At 51.0% G+C, this 17,004-nt stretch carries 18 protein-coding genes; 16 read left to right on the top strand and 2 right to left on the bottom strand.

Annotation, left to right across the window (positions count from 1 at the left end):
* The first annotated feature begins 289 nt into the window (after positions 1 to 289).
* Positions 290 to 925, top strand: coding sequence for an ankyrin repeat domain-containing protein (locus tag ACT3T7_RS02780; RefSeq protein ID WP_444630010.1), 636 nt, complete (start codon positions 290 to 292; stop codon positions 923 to 925).
* A gap of 216 nt (positions 926 to 1,141) precedes the next feature.
* Here the strand turns inward: ACT3T7_RS02780 and ACT3T7_RS02775 are convergent, their stop codons facing one another.
* Positions 1,142 to 1,354, bottom strand: coding sequence for a hypothetical protein (locus ACT3T7_RS02775; RefSeq protein WP_172118812.1), 213 nt, complete (start codon positions 1,352 to 1,354; stop codon positions 1,142 to 1,144).
* Positions 1,355 to 1,697: 343 nt separating this feature from the next.
* Between ACT3T7_RS02775 and ACT3T7_RS02770 the strand changes: the two genes are divergently transcribed.
* From ACT3T7_RS02770 to ACT3T7_RS02715, 12 genes are all read left to right on the top strand, one after another.
* Positions 1,698 to 2,696, top strand: a complete 999-nt coding sequence (locus tag ACT3T7_RS02770; RefSeq protein WP_444630009.1) for a COX15/CtaA family protein — start codon at positions 1,698 to 1,700, stop codon at positions 2,694 to 2,696.
* 69 nt (positions 2,697 to 2,765) lie between these two features.
* Positions 2,766 to 3,251 (top strand): DUF2489 domain-containing protein, encoded by a 486-nt coding sequence (locus tag ACT3T7_RS02765; protein WP_444622708.1) that lies wholly within the window; start codon positions 2,766 to 2,768, stop codon positions 3,249 to 3,251.
* A gap of 274 nt (positions 3,252 to 3,525) precedes the next feature.
* Positions 3,526 to 4,398, top strand: coding sequence for an OmpA family protein (locus tag ACT3T7_RS02760; RefSeq protein WP_172118809.1), 873 nt, complete (start codon positions 3,526 to 3,528; stop codon positions 4,396 to 4,398).
* A 227-nt stretch (positions 4,399 to 4,625) separates the two neighbouring features.
* Positions 4,626 to 6,548 (top strand): threonine--tRNA ligase, encoded by a 1,923-nt coding sequence (gene thrS, locus ACT3T7_RS02755; protein WP_442353388.1) that lies wholly within the window; start codon positions 4,626 to 4,628, stop codon positions 6,546 to 6,548.
* Positions 6,549 to 6,608: 60 nt separating this feature from the next.
* Positions 6,609 to 7,100, top strand: a complete 492-nt coding sequence (gene infC / locus ACT3T7_RS02750) for a translation initiation factor IF-3 (RefSeq protein ID WP_172118807.1) — start codon at positions 6,609 to 6,611, stop codon at positions 7,098 to 7,100.
* Positions 7,101 to 7,181: 81 nt separating this feature from the next.
* Positions 7,182 to 7,376, top strand: a complete 195-nt coding sequence (rpmI, locus tag ACT3T7_RS02745) for a 50S ribosomal protein L35 (protein ID WP_087111489.1) — start codon at positions 7,182 to 7,184, stop codon at positions 7,374 to 7,376.
* A 55-nt stretch (positions 7,377 to 7,431) separates the two neighbouring features.
* Entirely contained in the window at positions 7,432 to 7,785 is a 354-nt protein-coding gene (gene rplT / locus ACT3T7_RS02740) for a 50S ribosomal protein L20 (RefSeq protein WP_018916261.1), read from the top strand.
* A gap of 151 nt (positions 7,786 to 7,936) precedes the next feature.
* The gene (gene pheS, locus ACT3T7_RS02735) at positions 7,937 to 8,956 is read left to right on the top strand and encodes a phenylalanine--tRNA ligase subunit alpha (protein ID WP_444630008.1); all 1,020 of its coding nucleotides are present in this window, start codon (positions 7,937 to 7,939) and stop codon (positions 8,954 to 8,956) included.
* A 26-nt stretch (positions 8,957 to 8,982) separates the two neighbouring features.
* The gene (pheT, locus tag ACT3T7_RS02730) at positions 8,983 to 11,364 is read left to right on the top strand and encodes a phenylalanine--tRNA ligase subunit beta (protein WP_444630007.1); all 2,382 of its coding nucleotides are present in this window, start codon (positions 8,983 to 8,985) and stop codon (positions 11,362 to 11,364) included.
* A gap of 66 nt (positions 11,365 to 11,430) precedes the next feature.
* Complete coding sequence (locus tag ACT3T7_RS02725; protein ID WP_087111483.1) at positions 11,431 to 11,730, top strand: integration host factor subunit alpha; 300 nt, start codon at positions 11,431 to 11,433, stop codon at positions 11,728 to 11,730.
* Positions 11,731 to 11,934: 204 nt separating this feature from the next.
* Positions 11,935 to 12,396: a flavodoxin gene (locus ACT3T7_RS02720; protein ID WP_444630006.1), complete on the top strand. Its 462-nt coding sequence runs from the start codon at positions 11,935 to 11,937 to the stop codon at positions 12,394 to 12,396.
* A gap of 3 nt (positions 12,397 to 12,399) precedes the next feature.
* Positions 12,400 to 12,774 carry a hypothetical protein gene (locus ACT3T7_RS02715; protein WP_172118803.1) on the top strand — a complete coding sequence of 125 codons (375 nt, stop codon included), beginning with the start codon at positions 12,400 to 12,402 and terminating at the stop codon, positions 12,772 to 12,774.
* Positions 12,775 to 12,779: 5 nt separating this feature from the next.
* Here the strand turns inward: ACT3T7_RS02715 and ACT3T7_RS02710 are convergent, their stop codons facing one another.
* Positions 12,780 to 13,004, bottom strand: coding sequence for an EAL domain-containing protein (locus ACT3T7_RS02710; RefSeq protein ID WP_444630019.1), 225 nt, complete (start codon positions 13,002 to 13,004; stop codon positions 12,780 to 12,782).
* Between the two features lie 514 nt (positions 13,005 to 13,518).
* On the opposite strand from ACT3T7_RS02710, the gene tig reads away from it, so the two are divergent.
* The 3 genes from tig (at position 13,519) to clpX (ending at position 16,913) form a co-directional block, all read left to right on the top strand.
* A complete protein-coding gene (gene tig, locus ACT3T7_RS02705) occupies positions 13,519 to 14,871 on the top strand; it encodes a trigger factor (RefSeq protein WP_444630005.1) in 1,353 nt (450 codons plus the stop codon).
* Positions 14,872 to 14,940: 69 nt separating this feature from the next.
* Positions 14,941 to 15,558 (top strand): ATP-dependent Clp endopeptidase proteolytic subunit ClpP, encoded by a 618-nt coding sequence (gene clpP / locus ACT3T7_RS02700; RefSeq protein WP_172118800.1) that lies wholly within the window; start codon positions 14,941 to 14,943, stop codon positions 15,556 to 15,558.
* Positions 15,559 to 15,632: 74 nt separating this feature from the next.
* On the top strand, positions 15,633 to 16,913 hold the full coding sequence (gene clpX / locus ACT3T7_RS02695) for an ATP-dependent Clp protease ATP-binding subunit ClpX (protein ID WP_172118799.1): 1,281 nt from the start codon (positions 15,633 to 15,635) through the stop codon (positions 16,911 to 16,913).
* Positions 16,914 to 17,004 lie beyond the last annotated feature (91 nt).

The raw sequence follows: 17,004 nt of genomic DNA, 5'->3' as shown, positions 1-17,004 counted from the left end.
GTGCGTAAGAAAAATCTGGGTGTTTGCCAGCGAGACTTCAATGCGTTTGCACCAGGTTAAAGCCTGCACTGGAGGCAGAGCGACAGGTATGGCTTTTTACAATACACGATTGATTGCGCCCTTCGATGCATAGTAGGTTTCTTCGGAACTAATCGCGTTCAGGCAGGCAACGGCACAGCTGGCATCTATTTCACCTGCCCACACCAATACCGCCGATCAACCCACCCTTATTAACAGTAAGCGGGGGACCCCTCATGTTTTTACGTACTGTTTTGTAGAAACTGTTGCATTGTTGTTAGCAGCCTTTCCATTCATCACGGTAAGTAAAGCCATGAGTGAAACGCAATTGCATAATGCGGCTAAACAAAATGATACCTCCCTTGCCATTCGGCTCTTGGCGGAGGGCGCGGAAATAGACGCGCGTGATAGCAGTGGTGCGACAGCGTTGTTAATAGCCTCCCGCGCCAACGCAGTCGAAGCGGCTAGGGTCCTCACCGAGTCTGGGGCTGATGTCAATGCGAAGGACAGCATCCTTGACAGCCCCTATCTCTATGCAGGCGCGCGCGGTCATTTGGAGATACTCAGGATGACGCTGACGCATGGAGCTGACCTGAAAAGCACTAACCGTTACGGTAGGACGGCGCTTATCCCAGCCGCGGAGCGCGGGCATGTTGAGACGGTACGAACTTTGATTGAGGCAGGAGTCGACGTAGATCACGTTAACAATCTTCACTGGACCGCGTTGCTGGAGGCAATCATCTTGGGCGACGGGCACGCCCGCCATCGGCAAATCGTAGAGTTGTTAGTTGAGACAGGCGCTAATGTTAGCCTGGCGGATGGGAACGGCGTGACGCCACTGCAGCATGCAAGCGGTGCTAACTATCAAGATATCGAAACAATCCTTATCGCTTCTGGCGCCCACTAATATATAGCCTAACCGCCACTTTGGACAGCTAGGCATGCAAATGGTCAACGAGCTTGAAAAATAAAGCGACTCAAGGCCTGCTTAAGATCATGGCTAAGAATTATTCATTGCTTTAAGGCTTACAGATAGCAAGCTCTTAAGCTCAGATCCTTCCAGGTTATGATTAGCGTTAAGGCCTGGCAACAAGGGTAAGAAGAGGGCTAGCGCTATGCGGTGCTACTGAGTTTCTGGAATTTCACCTGGTACGCGGTATCTGACGCTTTCTGCTTGCTGCTCTTCATAGCGTTTATTTTCATCGTCCGGCACAACGCCAAGTACGGTTTCTTTTGAGCCATCTGGCCAGGTATACGTCGTGCATCCCGCTAGCGACGCCATTGCTATTAACGCCAGAAAAGCCACTATCCCGGTGGTGAGACGATATTGCAGCATAAAATTATTCCCTGTATTACGTTGGATTAATGAAAAGGATACGGAGTTGTAGCAGTGACTATAGGGCTCATGTCAGCGGGTTGTAAATCGTCTTTTGTGTTGTGCGTACGAATAACCGTTTAAAAATAAATGTCTACACTGATATAGAGCGATAATACTGTATGGGGTGTGGGGGTATTTCGTTGGTTGACGATAGGCTTGGAGGAAAAGCCGGGGGGGCTCTTGAGACAAGTTAGCCCTTATCTAGCTGCTAATATAAGGTAACCATGGATAGATTGGCTTGTATCGAAGAGGTCTTTAATAGCCGATAGGGATACTGCCGACGAAAATGTAAGGATACATGATGCACTCATCGACAGAGCGCCGCTTGGTATGGCTTTCACGCTTAACGTTATTGGGAACGCTGCTGACTATTGTCGTTATCTTGGTCGGTGCCTGGACGCGTTTAGTGGACGCGGGGTTAGGTTGCCCGGATTGGCCCGGCTGCTATGGTCGCTTGCTCGTCCCTGATGGTGAGCATGCTGCTCTACGCCATCCCGATGCACCCCTGGATGTTGCAAAAGCCTGGGTGGAAATGGTGCATCGTTATATAGCGGCTCTTCTCGGAATATTGGTTCTAAGCGTTTTAGTGCTTGGCTGGCCACTTCGCAATACTCGCCATTACCCTTGGTGCATTAGCGTGCTTCTACTTGCCGCTATCATTATACAAGGGGGCTTTGGTGCATTTACCGTGACCCTGAAACTTTGGCCTCAAGTGGTTACTTTGCACTTGCTGGGCGGGCTAAGCGTATTGCTGCTCTTTTTCTGGCTGCATCTTAGGCTAACCAGTGTTTCTGAGAAAAAGGTCGTGGGAGCAAACTGCTTTAATGTTTTTTGGGGCTTAGCCGCCGGGCTATTGATTTTGCAGCTTGGCTTGGGTGGCTGGGTAACAAGTAACTATTCAGGTATGGCTTGCCAAGGGTTCCCCGCTTGTAATGGCCAGTGGTGGCCAACCATGGATCTTAGTGAAGGTTTCCATCTGACTCAAACGGTTGGCCCCAATTACCTGCATGGACAGCTGCATGCAGAAGCTCGGGTCGCGATTCACTATATGCATCGGCTAGGGGCGCTGTTGTTGGGTGTATCACTCTTGGTGCTTTGGTATCGATATCGCCACAACCCAATTGTCGCTCGGGCGCTTGTATTTGTTATTGGGGTCTATGCGCTGCAGGTTGTACTTGGCATAGCCAACGTGTTGATGTGGTTGCCTTTGTGGTTGGCACTTGCGCATACTGCAGGGGCCGTTTTACTCGTGATTGGCATGGTGCGGGCTTGGTGGTGCGTGTGCTTGGGCGAGCGATAGAAAATAAGAGTTCAAATTTAAAATGATGTATAATTCCTGTTTAGTTTTTGATGTACGACGGAGAGCATTATGAATTCGGTCAGCGCACTGATGGCGCTTACATTAGCGCTTGCTGTCATTGCGGCTTTATCCATGTACGCGCTTAAACTGCGCAAAGAGGTAAAACGCCGTGAAGCATTCCGCTTGGATGAAGATTTAAGGGCCCAGCAAAATAGCCTTGAAAATTTGGATTATGTAACAAGTGCATTGGTCCAAGGGCAGGTAGACATTACCGAAGGTTCATGGCGCTGTAAGGTGCTGCTTGAAATTGTTGATGCCAATCTTGCAGAGCATCCTGATTTTCAAGCCTTTTCTGAGGTTTATAACCGGACGCAGCATCTTAAAACGCACTCTGCGCGTGCCAATTTAACGCCCCGTGAGCGCATGAGCGAAGATAAGCAGCGTTTGGAAGTTGAGCGTGATATGAAGCCCGCGGTTCTGGCTGCTGCAGAAGCCGTTATAAAATGGCGTGCACAAGGCGGACCTGAGCTGTATAAAGGCGAAAATAAGAAGTAAGTTTGGTTTATTTTAGTGCGGCAATATGTTTTTTTGGTGCCGGATGTGGCAGTTTTGCTATGCTTGATATGTCGATGTTGGCAAGAAGTTGATATGTCGGCATTGTTGCCTTCAATGGTTAAAGCGTAATAATAGGCAGATTGTTCAATTCAGGCAGGGGAACGCCCGCGTGGTTAAAATTGAACAAGCGAAAAATGGATGCTCTCGCAATAAGAAGCATTGGATAGATTTGGCTATACGGCTAAGTCAGCATTGGATCAAGAAGGAGTCTTGTATGAAAAAGTCAACGACTGGGTTGCTAATCGGTTCCGCCTTGGTAGTGGGCCTTTCAGGCTGTGCCACTTCCGCTAATCAATCTTCTGGCCAAGCTGGTGCTAGCAGCAGTGACCGTAGCTGGTATCAGCACCCTGCTGTTTGCGGTCTGGCGGGAAGTTTGATTGGCGGTAGCATCGGCTATGCCACTAGCAGCTCTTCTGATGAAGATAGCGGTGCGGCAACGGGTGCTGTCGCTGGCGCTGCAATCGGTGGCCTGCTGTGTGCTGATCGTACGCCTGAGCCGGTAGCTCCGCAGTGCCCGACATACGGTGAAGTGCCTGCTGGTGTTGCCGTTGATGCGCAAGGTTGTCCGCTGGACTCCGATAATGACGGCGTGCCGGACTATCGTGACCAGTGTCCGGGTACCCCCGCTGGTGTAGAAGTAGACGCAGTAGGTTGCCCGCTAGACTCCGACGGTGATGGCGTGCCGGATTACCGTGACCAGTGCCCCAATACGCCAGCTGGTACCGAAGTAAACGCACTGGGTTGCCCAGATAGCGTTGTTCTTCAAGACGTTAACTTCGAGTTTGATTCTGCTCAGTTGACCGATAATGCCCGTAACATCCTGAACGGTGTTGCTGAGCGTCTGGTTAATAACCCCGATGTGCGTGTAAGCATCGATGGTTATACCGATTCACGTGGTACAGCTGCTTATAACAAAGGCTTATCTCAGCGTCGTGCTGAATCTGTGACTGCTTATCTTGCTCAGCGTGGCGTAGAAGCTAACCGCATGCGTGCTGTTGGTTACGGTGAAGAGAATCCGATCGCTACGAACGAGACTGATGAAGGTCGCGCACTGAACCGCCGTGTTGAAATTGACGAGTGGAACTAATACGCAGACTGCTTGGGCGCTAAACGTGTAGCGCTTTTGCTGGATGTGCCGCACATTTACTGTGCGTATCGACGGGAGGCGTATGCCTCCCGTTTTTATTTTCTGCGGCGCTCAAGTCTGTTAGGCTACGCGCTTGTATAACGTTGTATCACTTATTAAACGCCACGATCATTGATAGCGAAATGTGATCCTTGGTATGGATCACCACTGCGCTCAAGGAATACTGAATGCCCATTGTGACACTACCTGACGGTAGCCAAAGAACATTTGAAGCACCACTTTCCATTATGCAGCTTGCAGAATCCATTGGCCCTGGTTTGGCTAAGGCCTGCGTTGCAGGGCGGATAGATGGCGTTTTAGTCGATGCCGCAGATGTTATCGAGCACGATGCAAACGTAGCGATTATTACTGCGCGTGACCCTGACGGCGTGGAGATCATTCGTCACTCCTGCGCGCATTTGATTGGTCATGCGGTAAAGCAGCTTTACCCGGACGCTAAAATGGCGATTGGGCCGGTCATTGATAACGGCTTTTATTATGATGTCGACTTTGGTCGTTCAATTACGCCAGAAGATTTAGAGGCGATTGAAAAACGTATGCAAGCGCTAATAGAGCGCGAGTACGATGTTGTCCGTGAATATGTTGATCGCGATAAGGCAATGTCGACGTTTTCTCAGCGTGATGAAACGTATAAACAGGAAATTATTCGCGATATTCCTGACGGTGCGGATATCCGGCTTTATCATCATGAAGAGTACACGGATATGTGCCGTGGCCCTCATGTGCCTAATACCCGCCATCTAAAAGCGTTTAAGTTGACGAAACTTGCCGGCGCCTATTGGCGCGGGGATGCTTCAAACCCCATGCTGACGCGTATTTATGGCACTGCCTGGGGCGATAAAAAGCAGCTGAAAGCGTACTTGAAGCGGCTTGAAGAGGCTGAAAAGCGCGATCACCGTAAGCTTGCACGCCGTCTTGATCTCTTCCATATGCAGGAAGAGGCGCCAGGGATGGTGTTTTGGCATCCGAACGGTTGGGCGTTATGGCAGCAGATCGAACAGTATATGCGAGGCGTTTATAAAGACGGCGGTTACCAGGAAATTCGCTGTCCGCAAATAATGGACGTATCGTTGTGGAAAAAATCAGGGCATTGGGATAATTACGCGGACGGTATGTTCTTTACCGAATCCGAGAAGCGGGAGTATGCTCTCAAGCCCATGAATTGCCCTGGCCATGTGCAGGTGTTTAATTCCGGGTTGCGCAGCTACCGTGAGCTTCCGGTTCGCTTTGGTGAGTTTGGCGGTTGTCATCGTAACGAGCCCTCAGGCGCTTTGCATGGCATTATGCGTGTTCGTGCGTTTACTCAAGATGATGGCCATGTGTTTTGCACCGAAGCCCAGGTTGAGCCCGAGGTCACCAGCTTTCATCGCCAAGCGCTTAAGGTCTATACTGATTTTGGGTTTGAAGATATTGCCATTAAAATTGCGCTTCGCCCTGAGAAAAGAATTGGTAGTGATGATGTTTGGGATGAGGCAGAAGATGCGTTGCGTCGCGCGTTAAAAGCGTGTGATGTCGAATGGCAGGAGCTCCCTGGTGAAGGTGCGTTCTATGGCCCCAAGATTGAATACCATATGAAAGATTGCCTGGGGCGCGAGTGGCAGGTGGGCACCATGCAGGTTGATTTCATGATGCCCGAGCGTTTAGGTGCTCAATATGTGACCGAAGAGGGCGAACGTAAGCCGCCGGTCATGTTGCACCGTGCTATAGTAGGCTCAATGGAGCGCTTCATTGGTATCTTGATTGAACATTATGCGGGCGCTATGCCATTATGGTTGGCACCTCAGCAGGCGGTAGTGATGACAATTACCGATGCGCAGCGTGATTACGCTCTTGAATTAGAGCAACGTCTGCAAAAAAGTGGCTTACGAGCTAAAGCGGACTTGAGGAACGAGAAGATCGGCTTTAAAATCCGTGAGCATACGTTACAGAAAATTCCCTATCTCCTTGTGGTGGGAGATAAGGAAGTCGAAGCTGACTCAGTGGCCGTGCGAACTCGCAGCGGCGAAAACCTCGGCACAATGACAGTCGATGCACTTATCGAGCGTCTTGGTGCGGAGCGAGCAGCCCTGGCGACATCGTCAATTGCCTAAGGAGACGGAACGATCAAGCGAAGCAATCAGCGCGGGCGTCCAGCAGACAAACGCCCACCAATGAACGAGCGAATTACCGAAGAAGAAGTGCGTTTAATCGATGCTGAAGGTGAGCAGTTGGGCGTTGTGCCTACCACCGAAGCGATTGAGCGTGCAGAAGCTGCCGGTTTAGACCTCGTGCAAATTTCGAATGCCGATCCCATTGTCTGTAAGATTATGGATTACGGTAAATTCGTTTTTGAGACGAAGAAGCAGAAAGCGGCTCAAAAGAAAAAGCAAAAGCAAATCCAGGTTAAGGAAGTTAAATTCCGTCCTGGCACCGACGAAGGCGATTATCAGGTAAAATTGAAAAACCTGATGCGCTTTTTGGAAGGTGGTGACAAGGGTAAGGTCACTTTGCGCTTCCGTGGTCGTGAAATGGCGCACCAGGACATCGGCCGCAAGCTGATGGAAAGGATCGCGGCAGACCTGGAAGAGATCGGAACGGTGGAGTCCTTCCCGAAAATGGAAGGCCGCCAGATGATCATGATTCTTGCCCCGAAAAAGAAGTGATCCAACGGCGAAACCAACGGGCTATCGCGTAGGCGATGGTCGGCCCTGGATTTTCTAAAAAATATCGAGCGGAGTTTTCTCATGCCGAAAATCAAAAGCAACAGCGGCGCTGCGAAGCGCTTTAAAAAGACCGCTAATGGCTTCAAGCACAAGCAGTCTCACCGTAGCCACATCCTGACCAAAAAATCGACTAAGCGTAAGCGTCAGCTGCGTGGAATGAAGCAGGTTCACGCTGCTGATAAAGCGCTGATCCAACGCATGCTGCCAAACCTATAAGTCGTTTTTTTTGTCTGAGTGCTTAAAGCCTCAGCTATAAAGTCAGGAGTGTGTTATGACTCGTGTTAAGCGTGGTGTAGTTGCCCGTCGTCGCCATAAAAAAGTATTGAAGCAGGCTAAAGGTTACTACGGTGCCCGTTCGCGTGTTTTCCGTGTAGCTAAACAGGCCGTTATCAAAGCAGGTCAGTATGCTTATCGTGACCGCCGCAACCGTAAGCGTCAGTTCCGTGCGCTGTGGATTCAGCGTATTAACGCTGCTGCACGCATCAACGGTATGTCTTACAGCCGCTTTGTTGGCGGTTTGAAGAAAGCCGGCATCGAAATTGACCGTAAAGTATTGGCTGATCTGGCTGTACACGAAAAAGCCGCATTTGCTGCTATCGTGGAAAAAGCCAAGGCTGCCCAATAACGTCATAGCTGTGCAAATGCCAGCGTGAATTGACGAAGGTCATTTCAGTGTGACCCGCAGGGGAAGAGCAGCCGCTCTTCCCCTGTTTTTTTGTCACCTTCAATGTGCGACACCCTCATAAAAGGGAACCGCTTAATTCGGAGTGAAACGGATGGACCACCTTCCTACTCTGGTGTCTGAAGCACGTGATGCCATTCAGGCTTCGCAAGATGTTGCTTCGCTGGATGAGTTGCGAGTTCGCTATTTAGGCAAAAAAGGCGAAGTAACGGCTTTGCTGAAAGGGTTAGGCAAGCTAACAGCCGAAGAGCGCCCGGCTGCTGGCGAACGCATTAACCAGGCAAAGCAAACATTGGCCAATGAAATTGACGCTAAGCGTCAGCAGCTTGAAAACGTAGCATTGAATGCGCGGTTGGCCGCTGAGCGCATCGATGTTACGTTGCCGGGCCGTGGGCAGGCCAGTGGTGGCTTGCACCCGGTTACGCGTACGCTTGAGCGTATCGAAAGCTTATTTACGCGTATCGGTTATGACGTCGCGGTAGGACCAGAAATTGAAGATGACTATCACAATTTCGAAGCGCTCAATATTCCTGCGCATCACCCGGCACGCGGCATGGCGGATACGTTCTATTTTGATGCAACGCGTCTGCTGAGAACGCACACTTCCCCCGTTCAAGTGCGCACAATGAAAGAGAGCGAGCCGCCCATTCGGATTGTGTGCCCCGGACGCGTTTATCGTAGCGATTCCGACCTGACGCATACGCCTATGTTTCACCAAGTGGAAGGACTGCTGGTGGACGAAGGGGTTAGCTTTGCTGATCTAAAGGGCACGATTGAAGACTTTCTGCAGGCGTTTTTTGAGCGGGACGACCTTTCTGTTCGCTTCCGCCCTTCGTATTTTCCATTTACCGAGCCTTCTGCTGAAGTCGATATCCAATGCGTTATGTGCAGCGGTTCAGGCTGCCGTGTTTGCTCGCATAGTGGTTGGCTGGAAGTAATGGGTTGCGGCATGGTGCATCCTGCAGTTTTCCGCCACTCGGGAATTGATACTGAACGCTATACCGGCTTTGCCTTTGGTATGGGGGCTGAGCGCTTAGCGATGCTGCGTTACGGTGTAAACGACTTGCGCCTGTTCTTTGAAAATGACCTGCGCTTCTTGCGCCAATTCGCTTAAGACCGCTGCCGAACACAGGAACGATCATGAAATTTTCAGAACAGTGGCTGCGCGAATGGGTATCACCGCAGCTGGACACGCAGGCGATTGCTGATCAGATCACAATGGCCGGCTTGGAAGTCGATGCAGTTGAAGCCGTAGCCGCTGCGTTTAGCGGCGTTGTCGTTGCTGAGGTGCTTACCAAAGAGAAGCACCCGGATGCCGACAAATTAAACGTATGTACCGTTAATGATGGCTCGGGTGAACCGGTGCAGGTGGTGTGCGGTGCAGCAAACGTTGATATCGGCCAGAAGATTCCTTTTGCTCAGGTAGGGGGCGTGCTGCCGGGCGATTTCAAAATCAAGAAGGCCAAGCTGCGCGGTGTAGAGTCACGCGGCATGATTTGTTCAGCATCGGAACTTGGGCTTGAGGAAGAAACCTCGCCCGGTATTCTGGTATTGGCTAATTCTGCGCCTATTGGCATCGATTTTCGCGAATATATGCACCTCAACGATATGACCATTGAGGTGGATCTTACGCCTAACCGCGGAGATTGCTTAAGTGTTAAGGGGCTTGCCCGTGAGGTGGGTGTGCTTAACCGGTTAGCCGTAACGCCGCCGGTCATCGAATCTATCCCGGCCGTAATAGATGACACCTTTGCTGTCAGCGTTGAAGCACCTGAGCAGTGTCCTCGCTATGTGGGTCGCCTCATCAAGGGCATTAATGTAAAAGCGGAAACACCGCTTTGGATGGTAGAGCGTCTGCGTCGTAGCGGTATCCGTTCCATTGATCCTGTGGTGGACGTTACTAATTACGTCATGCTGGAGCTTGGCCAGCCGATGCACGCGTTTGATCGCGATAATTTGAACGGTCGCATCGTTGTGCGCATGGCGAAAGAGGGGGAGCGGCTAACCTTGCTGGATGGGCAAGCCGTTGCCCTGCGCCCCGGAACATTAATGATTACCGATGAGGCGGGTCCGCTTGCCATGGCGGGAGTCATGGGCGGAGAGAATTCTGGGGTTAACGAAACTACCCAGACGATTTTCCTGGAGTCGGCATTTTTTACACCACTGGCGATTGCGGGTAAGGCGCGCTCTTACGGTTTGCACACAGATGCGTCACACCGGTTTGAGCGTGGCGTGGACCCTGAGCTTGCTAGAGCGGCCATTGAGCGTGCGACACGCTTACTGTTGGATATTTGTGGCGGCCAGCCTGGCCCTGTCACTGAATGCGTCAGTGAAGAGCATGTGCCTGCTTCTCGCACTATTTTGCTGCGTGAAGCGCGTTTGGAAAGTGCGCTTTCCAAGAAATTGGCCAATGAAGATGTCACCGACATTCTGACGCGTTTGGGTCTTGAGGTGAGTCAGCAGGCTGAAGGCTGGTCGGCTGTTGCGCCTAGCTGGCGTTTCGATGTCGCGATTGAAGAAGACCTGATCGAAGAGATCGCCCGAATTCATGGCTACAATAATCTGCCTGTTCGCCGCCCGGCTGCACGGTTAGCGCTGCGCTCTGCAGATGAAGCAACACTCACCCAAGCGCAGTTGCGTCGCCAAATGGTCGCTCGTGGTTTCCAGGAGGCGATTACTTATAGCTTTGTGGCTCCCGAGCTTCAGGCCGCTATATTGCCTGATGCCGTCTCTCCGGTGCTTGCTAACCCCATTTCAGCGGATCTCTCAGTGATGCGGGCCAGTCTTTTCCCGGGGCTGGTGCGGGCCATGGAGCATAACTTAAACCGTCAGCAACCCCGCGTTCGCCTGTTCGAAACGGGGCTGGTATTTAATGGCGAGCTGGATCGACTGTCCCAAGTTCCCATGATGGGGGCGTTAGTCTGTGGTAGTCGGGAAACGGAAGGCTGGGCAGGTTCTAAAGAGCGTATCGACTTTTACGATCTCAAAGGGGATCTTGAAAGCCTTTTAGCCTTGGGTGGCAATCTTGATGCGTGGCGCTTTGAGCCAGCCGAGCATCCAGCGCTTCACCCCGGCCAGAGTGCTGAAATACAGTACAACGGCGAGCATGCTGGCTGGATTGGAACTTTGCACCCGCAAGTGCGCGCCAAGCTGGGCCTTAAAGTGGATGCGGTACTCTTTGAAGTACGCCTGGATACGTTAAGCCAAGGGCAGATCCCGGCCTTTGAAGCGTTATCACGTTATCCTGAAGTGCGACGCGATCTGGCGTTTATCGTAAAGCAAGCGGTGCCCGTTCAGGCTCTACTGGATTGCGCTAAAGAAAAAGCCGGTGATTACTTAAAAGACATTACGCTATTTGATGTCTATGCTGGTAAAGGCGTGGCGGACGACCATAAGAGTATTGCGTTAGGCTTGACCTGGCAGCATCCTTCACGCACGCTAAACGATGAAGAAATCAACCAGTTGGTAGATTCCATCGTGACACAAGTGCGTGTCCAGTTGGAGGCTGAGCTACGCGGCTGACAATAATATGCCACGACACGGCGCTTATCACGTTCTTGGCAATGCGTTTGCTACAAGGAGGGTCCTATGGGTGCGTTGACCAAAGCAGAGCTGGCAGAGCATTTACATACTGAGCTGGCACTGTCTAAACGAGAAGCAAAAACCATGGTCGAAGCTTTTTTCGAAGAGATTCGAGCCTGCTTACGAGAAAATGAACAGGTTAAGCTGTCTGGGTTTGGTAACTTTGATTTGCGTGATAAGCGTGAACGGCCGGGCCGTAACCCAAAAACCGGTGAAGAAATACCTATTTCTGCCCGCCGTGTTGTGACCTTTCGACCAGGTCAAAAATTAAAGCAGCAAGTCGAGCACTATGTGAAAACCAAGTAGTCCTTGATGTTAATGACCTACCCGTAGCGTCGTTTTCGCTATATAACGGAGTGCCTTTGGGCGCTCCGTTTTTTTATGCGCCACGGTGCATACAGCCTTGTCTGTTCATTTGCGAAATGTGCCGTATAAATGAAGTATGTTAATATTCCTGCAAATTCAACGGCTATTTATCAACGCCGTGACACTTAATAGGGGATAGCAACAATGCCTCAACTGAACATATTGGTTGGCACGATGTATGGCGGTGCGTTAGATGTGGCTGAGCAGGTAAAGCCATTATTCGAGCAAGCGGGCTTTGCCGTTAATATTGTTGAGCAGCCGACGCTTGATGATCTAACGAGCAATGAAGATCTCTCATTATTCGTGCTCTCTACCACTGGCAGTGGTGACTTTCCCGGTAATTTTGTGCCCTTTGTGCGCAGCTTAAAAGATACAAGCCCAGCCCTTACGGCATTACGCTACGGCATGATTGCGTTAGGCGACAGCTCCTACGGTGATACATACTGTGGTGCGGGCAGAGCGCTTGATGCGTTACTTGAAGACCATGGGGCACGCCGTTTGGGTGACCGGTTGGAAATTGATGCCATGGAAACATTTATGGCAGATGATGCCGCAGTACCGTGGGTCGAGACGTGGATTGAAGAGCAGCAGCTAAAGGTAGCCTAAGCAATGCAGCCGATGCCTTTTTCAGCAGAGCGCATTAGTGTTGCGCTCGGTTTATGTGTGGTAATGCTGGCATCTTTGCCGCGTTTTATGGCAGGCGGGCACAGTACCCGTCAAACGCTTATTGTGATGGGTGTCGTACTGGTTGCCGGCGCGGCGGTAGCGCAATGGCGTTTATTATCCCGTGACGCGCGCAAGCAATTGCCTCGTCTTTGCCTACGGTTGGTGCTCATGCTGTTAGCGGGTGCTTTAGTCATGGGGGCTTGGCACGCGCTTTTTACCACATGGATTAGCTGGGAGGTTTTTATCTCTCACGCCGCTACCTGTGGTCTTTTAATGCATGCGGTAAGTTTATGGTGGCGACCTAAACGCCATAAATAACCCGTTTAGGTCCAAAACCCTTGGATAAAATCGATAGCATACTCACCCAGCAGGTCCCATTGCTGCTCCGTTTCAACGCCTTCGGCGACCGCCTTTATACCTGGCTCACGAGTAAGGCTTGCAATCGCCGCAACGATAGCGCGGCTGTTGTGCTCCTGCGGATGCAAGGTCTCAATAAAACGGCGATCTATTTTTAGGCTTTGGGCCGTAATATGATGCAGGTAGCTCAGTGATGAGAAGGGCCTCGCTAAGCAACATTTGATGCGGCGCGGTATGCACGGGTGATGTCATAAATTCCGCGATCGGCCGCATTAGAACCGAGGGCGTGCTGAAATTGATCATCAAGGCGTCATGCTCTGTCCAGATACCTAATGCCTGATGGCTCTCCATAATGACAATAGAGCTGCAGTGGCGCTTCGCCATACGCTTTGCCGCTTGGCAAGGCGTATGGCGGGTGTGCAGTGCATAATGCGTGAAATAGGTAAGTCTTGATGAGTAGTCATGAGTATCGTTACGATAGCCAGTAAAGGTTGCTAAGTGGCAGGTAGCCTATCGTAATGAGCACGTAATTCTGTGTCCGAGGTCTAAAAGTAATAAATTAGTCACTTATTCCCTTGTAATTAACCGCAGCGCCCCCATCTTGCGAGCATGGCGCTTGCCACCGTGCGCTAGGGTTCTTAAAATTGCCCCTTGGAATTTATTTAAACACTGTTAATACAACGCCCAGCCGCTAGAGGACAATTCATGCAAGTTTCCGTCGAGACGACCTCCCAGATCGAACGCCGTATTTCTATCCAAGTACCGGCTGCCGAAATCGACGAGGCTGTCAGTGCTCGCCTGATAGACACCGCGAAAAACGTGCGGCTGAATGGTTTTCGCCAAGGCCGGGTGCCAATGTCTGTTGTCCGCCAACGCTATAGCGACAGCGTTCGCAGTGAAGTAGTGGGCGAGGTAATGCGTGAGCGTTACGTACGTGCCATCACTGAAGAAGGCCTTAACCCGGCTGGCTACCCTCAGATTGAGCCGCAAATTAATGAAGCCGGTAAAGATCTTGAATTCGTAGCGATCATGGAAATTTATCCGCAGATCAAGTTGACCTCTATCGAAGGCACTGACGTTGAGCGCCCGGTGGTTAGCGTAAGCGATGCTGACGTTGATGAAATGATCGAGACGCTGCGTAAACAAAATGCCGATTGGCAAGATGCGGATACACCGGCAGCAGATGGCGATCAGGTAACGATTGATTTTAAAGGTTTCCTGGGCGATGAGCCGTTTGAAGGCGGTAGTGCTGAAGGTCACGCGCTAGTGATTGGCTCCAACAGCTTTATCCCAGGCTTTGAAGAGCAGTTAATCGGTGCCAAGGCTGGCGAAGAGAAAACCATCAAGGTTACTTTCCCGGAAGATTACCAGGCCGAGCATCTGGCAGGTAAGGAAGCCACCTTCAATGTAACGGTGCATAAAGTCAGCACGCAGAAGCTGCCTGAAATTGACGCTGCTTTCATTGAGCGCTTTGGCGTAGACGATGGCGACCAGGATAAATTCCGCGCTGAAATCAAAAAGAACATGACGCGTGAGGCGACTCAGGCCGTTGATAATCGTGTTAAGCAGCAGGTGCTGGACGCGCTTAAAGAAGCCAACGACATTCTGGTGCCAAGCTCGTTAGTTCAGCAAGAAACGGATGCAATGAAGCGTCAGGCTGCTCAACAGTTTGGCCTTGGCGAAGACTTTGATGTTAGCCAGCTGCCCAATGAGCTTTTTGAAGAGCAGGCCAAGGGCCGCGTTCAAGTAGGTCTTTTGCTGGCTGAAGTGATCAAGGTCAATGAGCTTGACGCTGACGATGCTGCGATTAAAGCAAAAGTTGAAGAGCTGGCCGAGCAGTACCAGGACCCTTCTGAGGTTGTTGAGTACTACATGAGCAACGACCAGCTGAAAACGCAGGTTAAGTCTGCCATTCTCGAAGAGAAAGCGGTCGATAAACTGCTTGAGCAAACGAACGTTAAAGACGTTGAAATGTCTTATCAGCAAGCATTAGCTGCCGCTCAGCAGCAGGCTGCACAAGACGAGGGTGCTGAAGAAGGCGAGAAAGCAGACGCCTAAGCAATCCCATCAGCGCGGCGCACTGTTCTCGGTGCGCCTTTCCCTTATCGGACGCAAGGAATCACCCAAATGAGTGGATTTGATATTCAAAACGCCGGCGGTTTAGTGCCCATGGTGGTTGAGCAGAGCGCCAAAGGGGAAAGAGCCTACGATATTTACTCGCGTCTGCTAAAAGAGCGTGTCATTTTCCTGGTAGGCCCTGTTGAAGACTACATGGCTAACCTTGTGGTCGCTCAGATGTTGTTCCTTGAGTCGGAAAACCCCGACAAGGATATCCATCTTTATATCAACTCGCCGGGTGGCTCGGTAACGGCAGGCATGTCGATTTATGACACCATGCAGTTTATCAAGCCCGATGTATCAACCGTATGTATTGGTCAAGCGGCCAGTATGGGCGCGCTGCTTTTAACAGCAGGCGCAGCCGGTAAGCGTTACTGCTTGCCTAATTCACGGGTCATGATTCATCAGCCGCTGGGAGGGTATCAAGGTCAGGCATCTGACATTGAAATCCATACCCGTGAGATTCTGGGAATCCGCGAAAAGTTGAATCAGATTCTTGCGTATCATACCGGTCAGGATCTGGAAGCGGTTGCCCGTGATACCGACCGTGACAACTTCATGAGCGCCAATAAAGCTCAAGAGTATGGCTTGATTGACGCAGTGCTGGATAAGCGGCCTACATCCTGATAGCGTGATGAGGTTTTGCTTTTCTAACGAGCTTTTATGGCGGTGCAAGCCGCCGCAGTGACAGAGGTACGCTAATGGCCGACGGCAAAGGCAAGGATGAAGGTGGTAAATTACTTTACTGCTCGTTCTGTGGAAAAAACCAGAACGAAGTACGTAAACTGATTGCTGGCCCGTCCGTATATATCTGCGATGAGTGTGTCGACTTGTGTAATGACATCATTCGCGAGGAAGTTCTCGAAGCCGATGCCGAGAGCGATGAGGAGCGTTTACCTACGCCTCGCGAAATACGTCATACCCTGGACGATTACGTCATTGGACAAGACCGCGCCAAAATGGTGCTGTCCGTAGCGGTTTATAACCACTACAAGCGTCTGAGACCGGACGTACGTGAAGGCGATGTTGAATTAGGTAAATCCAATATTCTGCTCATCGGCCCCACTGGTAGTGGTAAAACATTGCTAGCGGAGACCATGGCACGTTTATTAAACGTACCTTTCACCATTGCGGATGCAACAACGCTGACCGAAGCGGGTTATGTGGGTGAAGATGTTGAAAACATCATCCAGAAGCTGCTTCAAAAGTGTGACTACGATGTAGAGAAGGCCGAGCGCGGCATTGTATATATCGATGAAATTGACAAAATTTCTCGTAAGTCCGACAACCCGTCTATCACGCGTGATGTATCGGGTGAAGGTGTACAGCAGGCGTTGCTCAAACTAATCGAAGGCACGACGGCTTCTGTGCCGCCTCAGGGTGGCCGCAAGCATCCGCAGCAAGAGTTTGTTCAGGTAAATACCGGTAACATACTGTTTATTGTAGGCGGCGCTTTCGCGGGTCTGGACAAGGTTATACGTGACCGGGCTGAAAAGGGCGGAATCGGTTTTAACGCCAGCGTTAAGAGCAAAGAGTCAGCACGTGGTGTCGGTGAGCTGCTTGCAGACGTTGAGCCGGAAGACCTGGTGAAGTTCGGTTTGATTCCAGAGTTTGTTGGACGTCTACCGGTCATTGCTACGTTAACGGAGCTTACCGAAGACGCGCTGATCCAGATTTTGACAGAGCCCAAAAACTCGCTCATCAAGCAGTATGGAAAGCTCTTCGAAATGGAAGGCGTGACGCTTGAGTTTAGAGACGAAGCGTTACGAGCGGTTGCTGCGAAGGCGATGGAGCGGAAGACAGGTGCACGCGGCCTGCGCTCTATCCTTGAGTCGGTATTGCTTGACACCATGTATGAAATTCCATCACTGGAAAATGTCAGCAAGGTGGTTATCGATGCATCGGTAATCGCAGGTGAAAGCGAGCCGCTCTTGATGTATTCAAAGCAGGAAGATGCTCGCGTTGATGGCACGGATGGCTAGTAATAGGCCAACGGCGTGACTTCAGCCGCTTGCGCTAAACCAAGGGGTCGCCTAGGCGGCCCCTTGTTGTTCATGGGTGTCACTGCGTAGT

The organism is Halomonas sp. 111, from assembly GCF_052379685.1.
GTDB lineage: Bacteria > Pseudomonadota > Gammaproteobacteria > Pseudomonadales > Halomonadaceae > Vreelandella > Vreelandella citrativorans.
The sequence above is the reverse complement of the archived record's forward strand: the minus strand, read 5'-3'. Positions and strand labels throughout refer to the sequence as shown.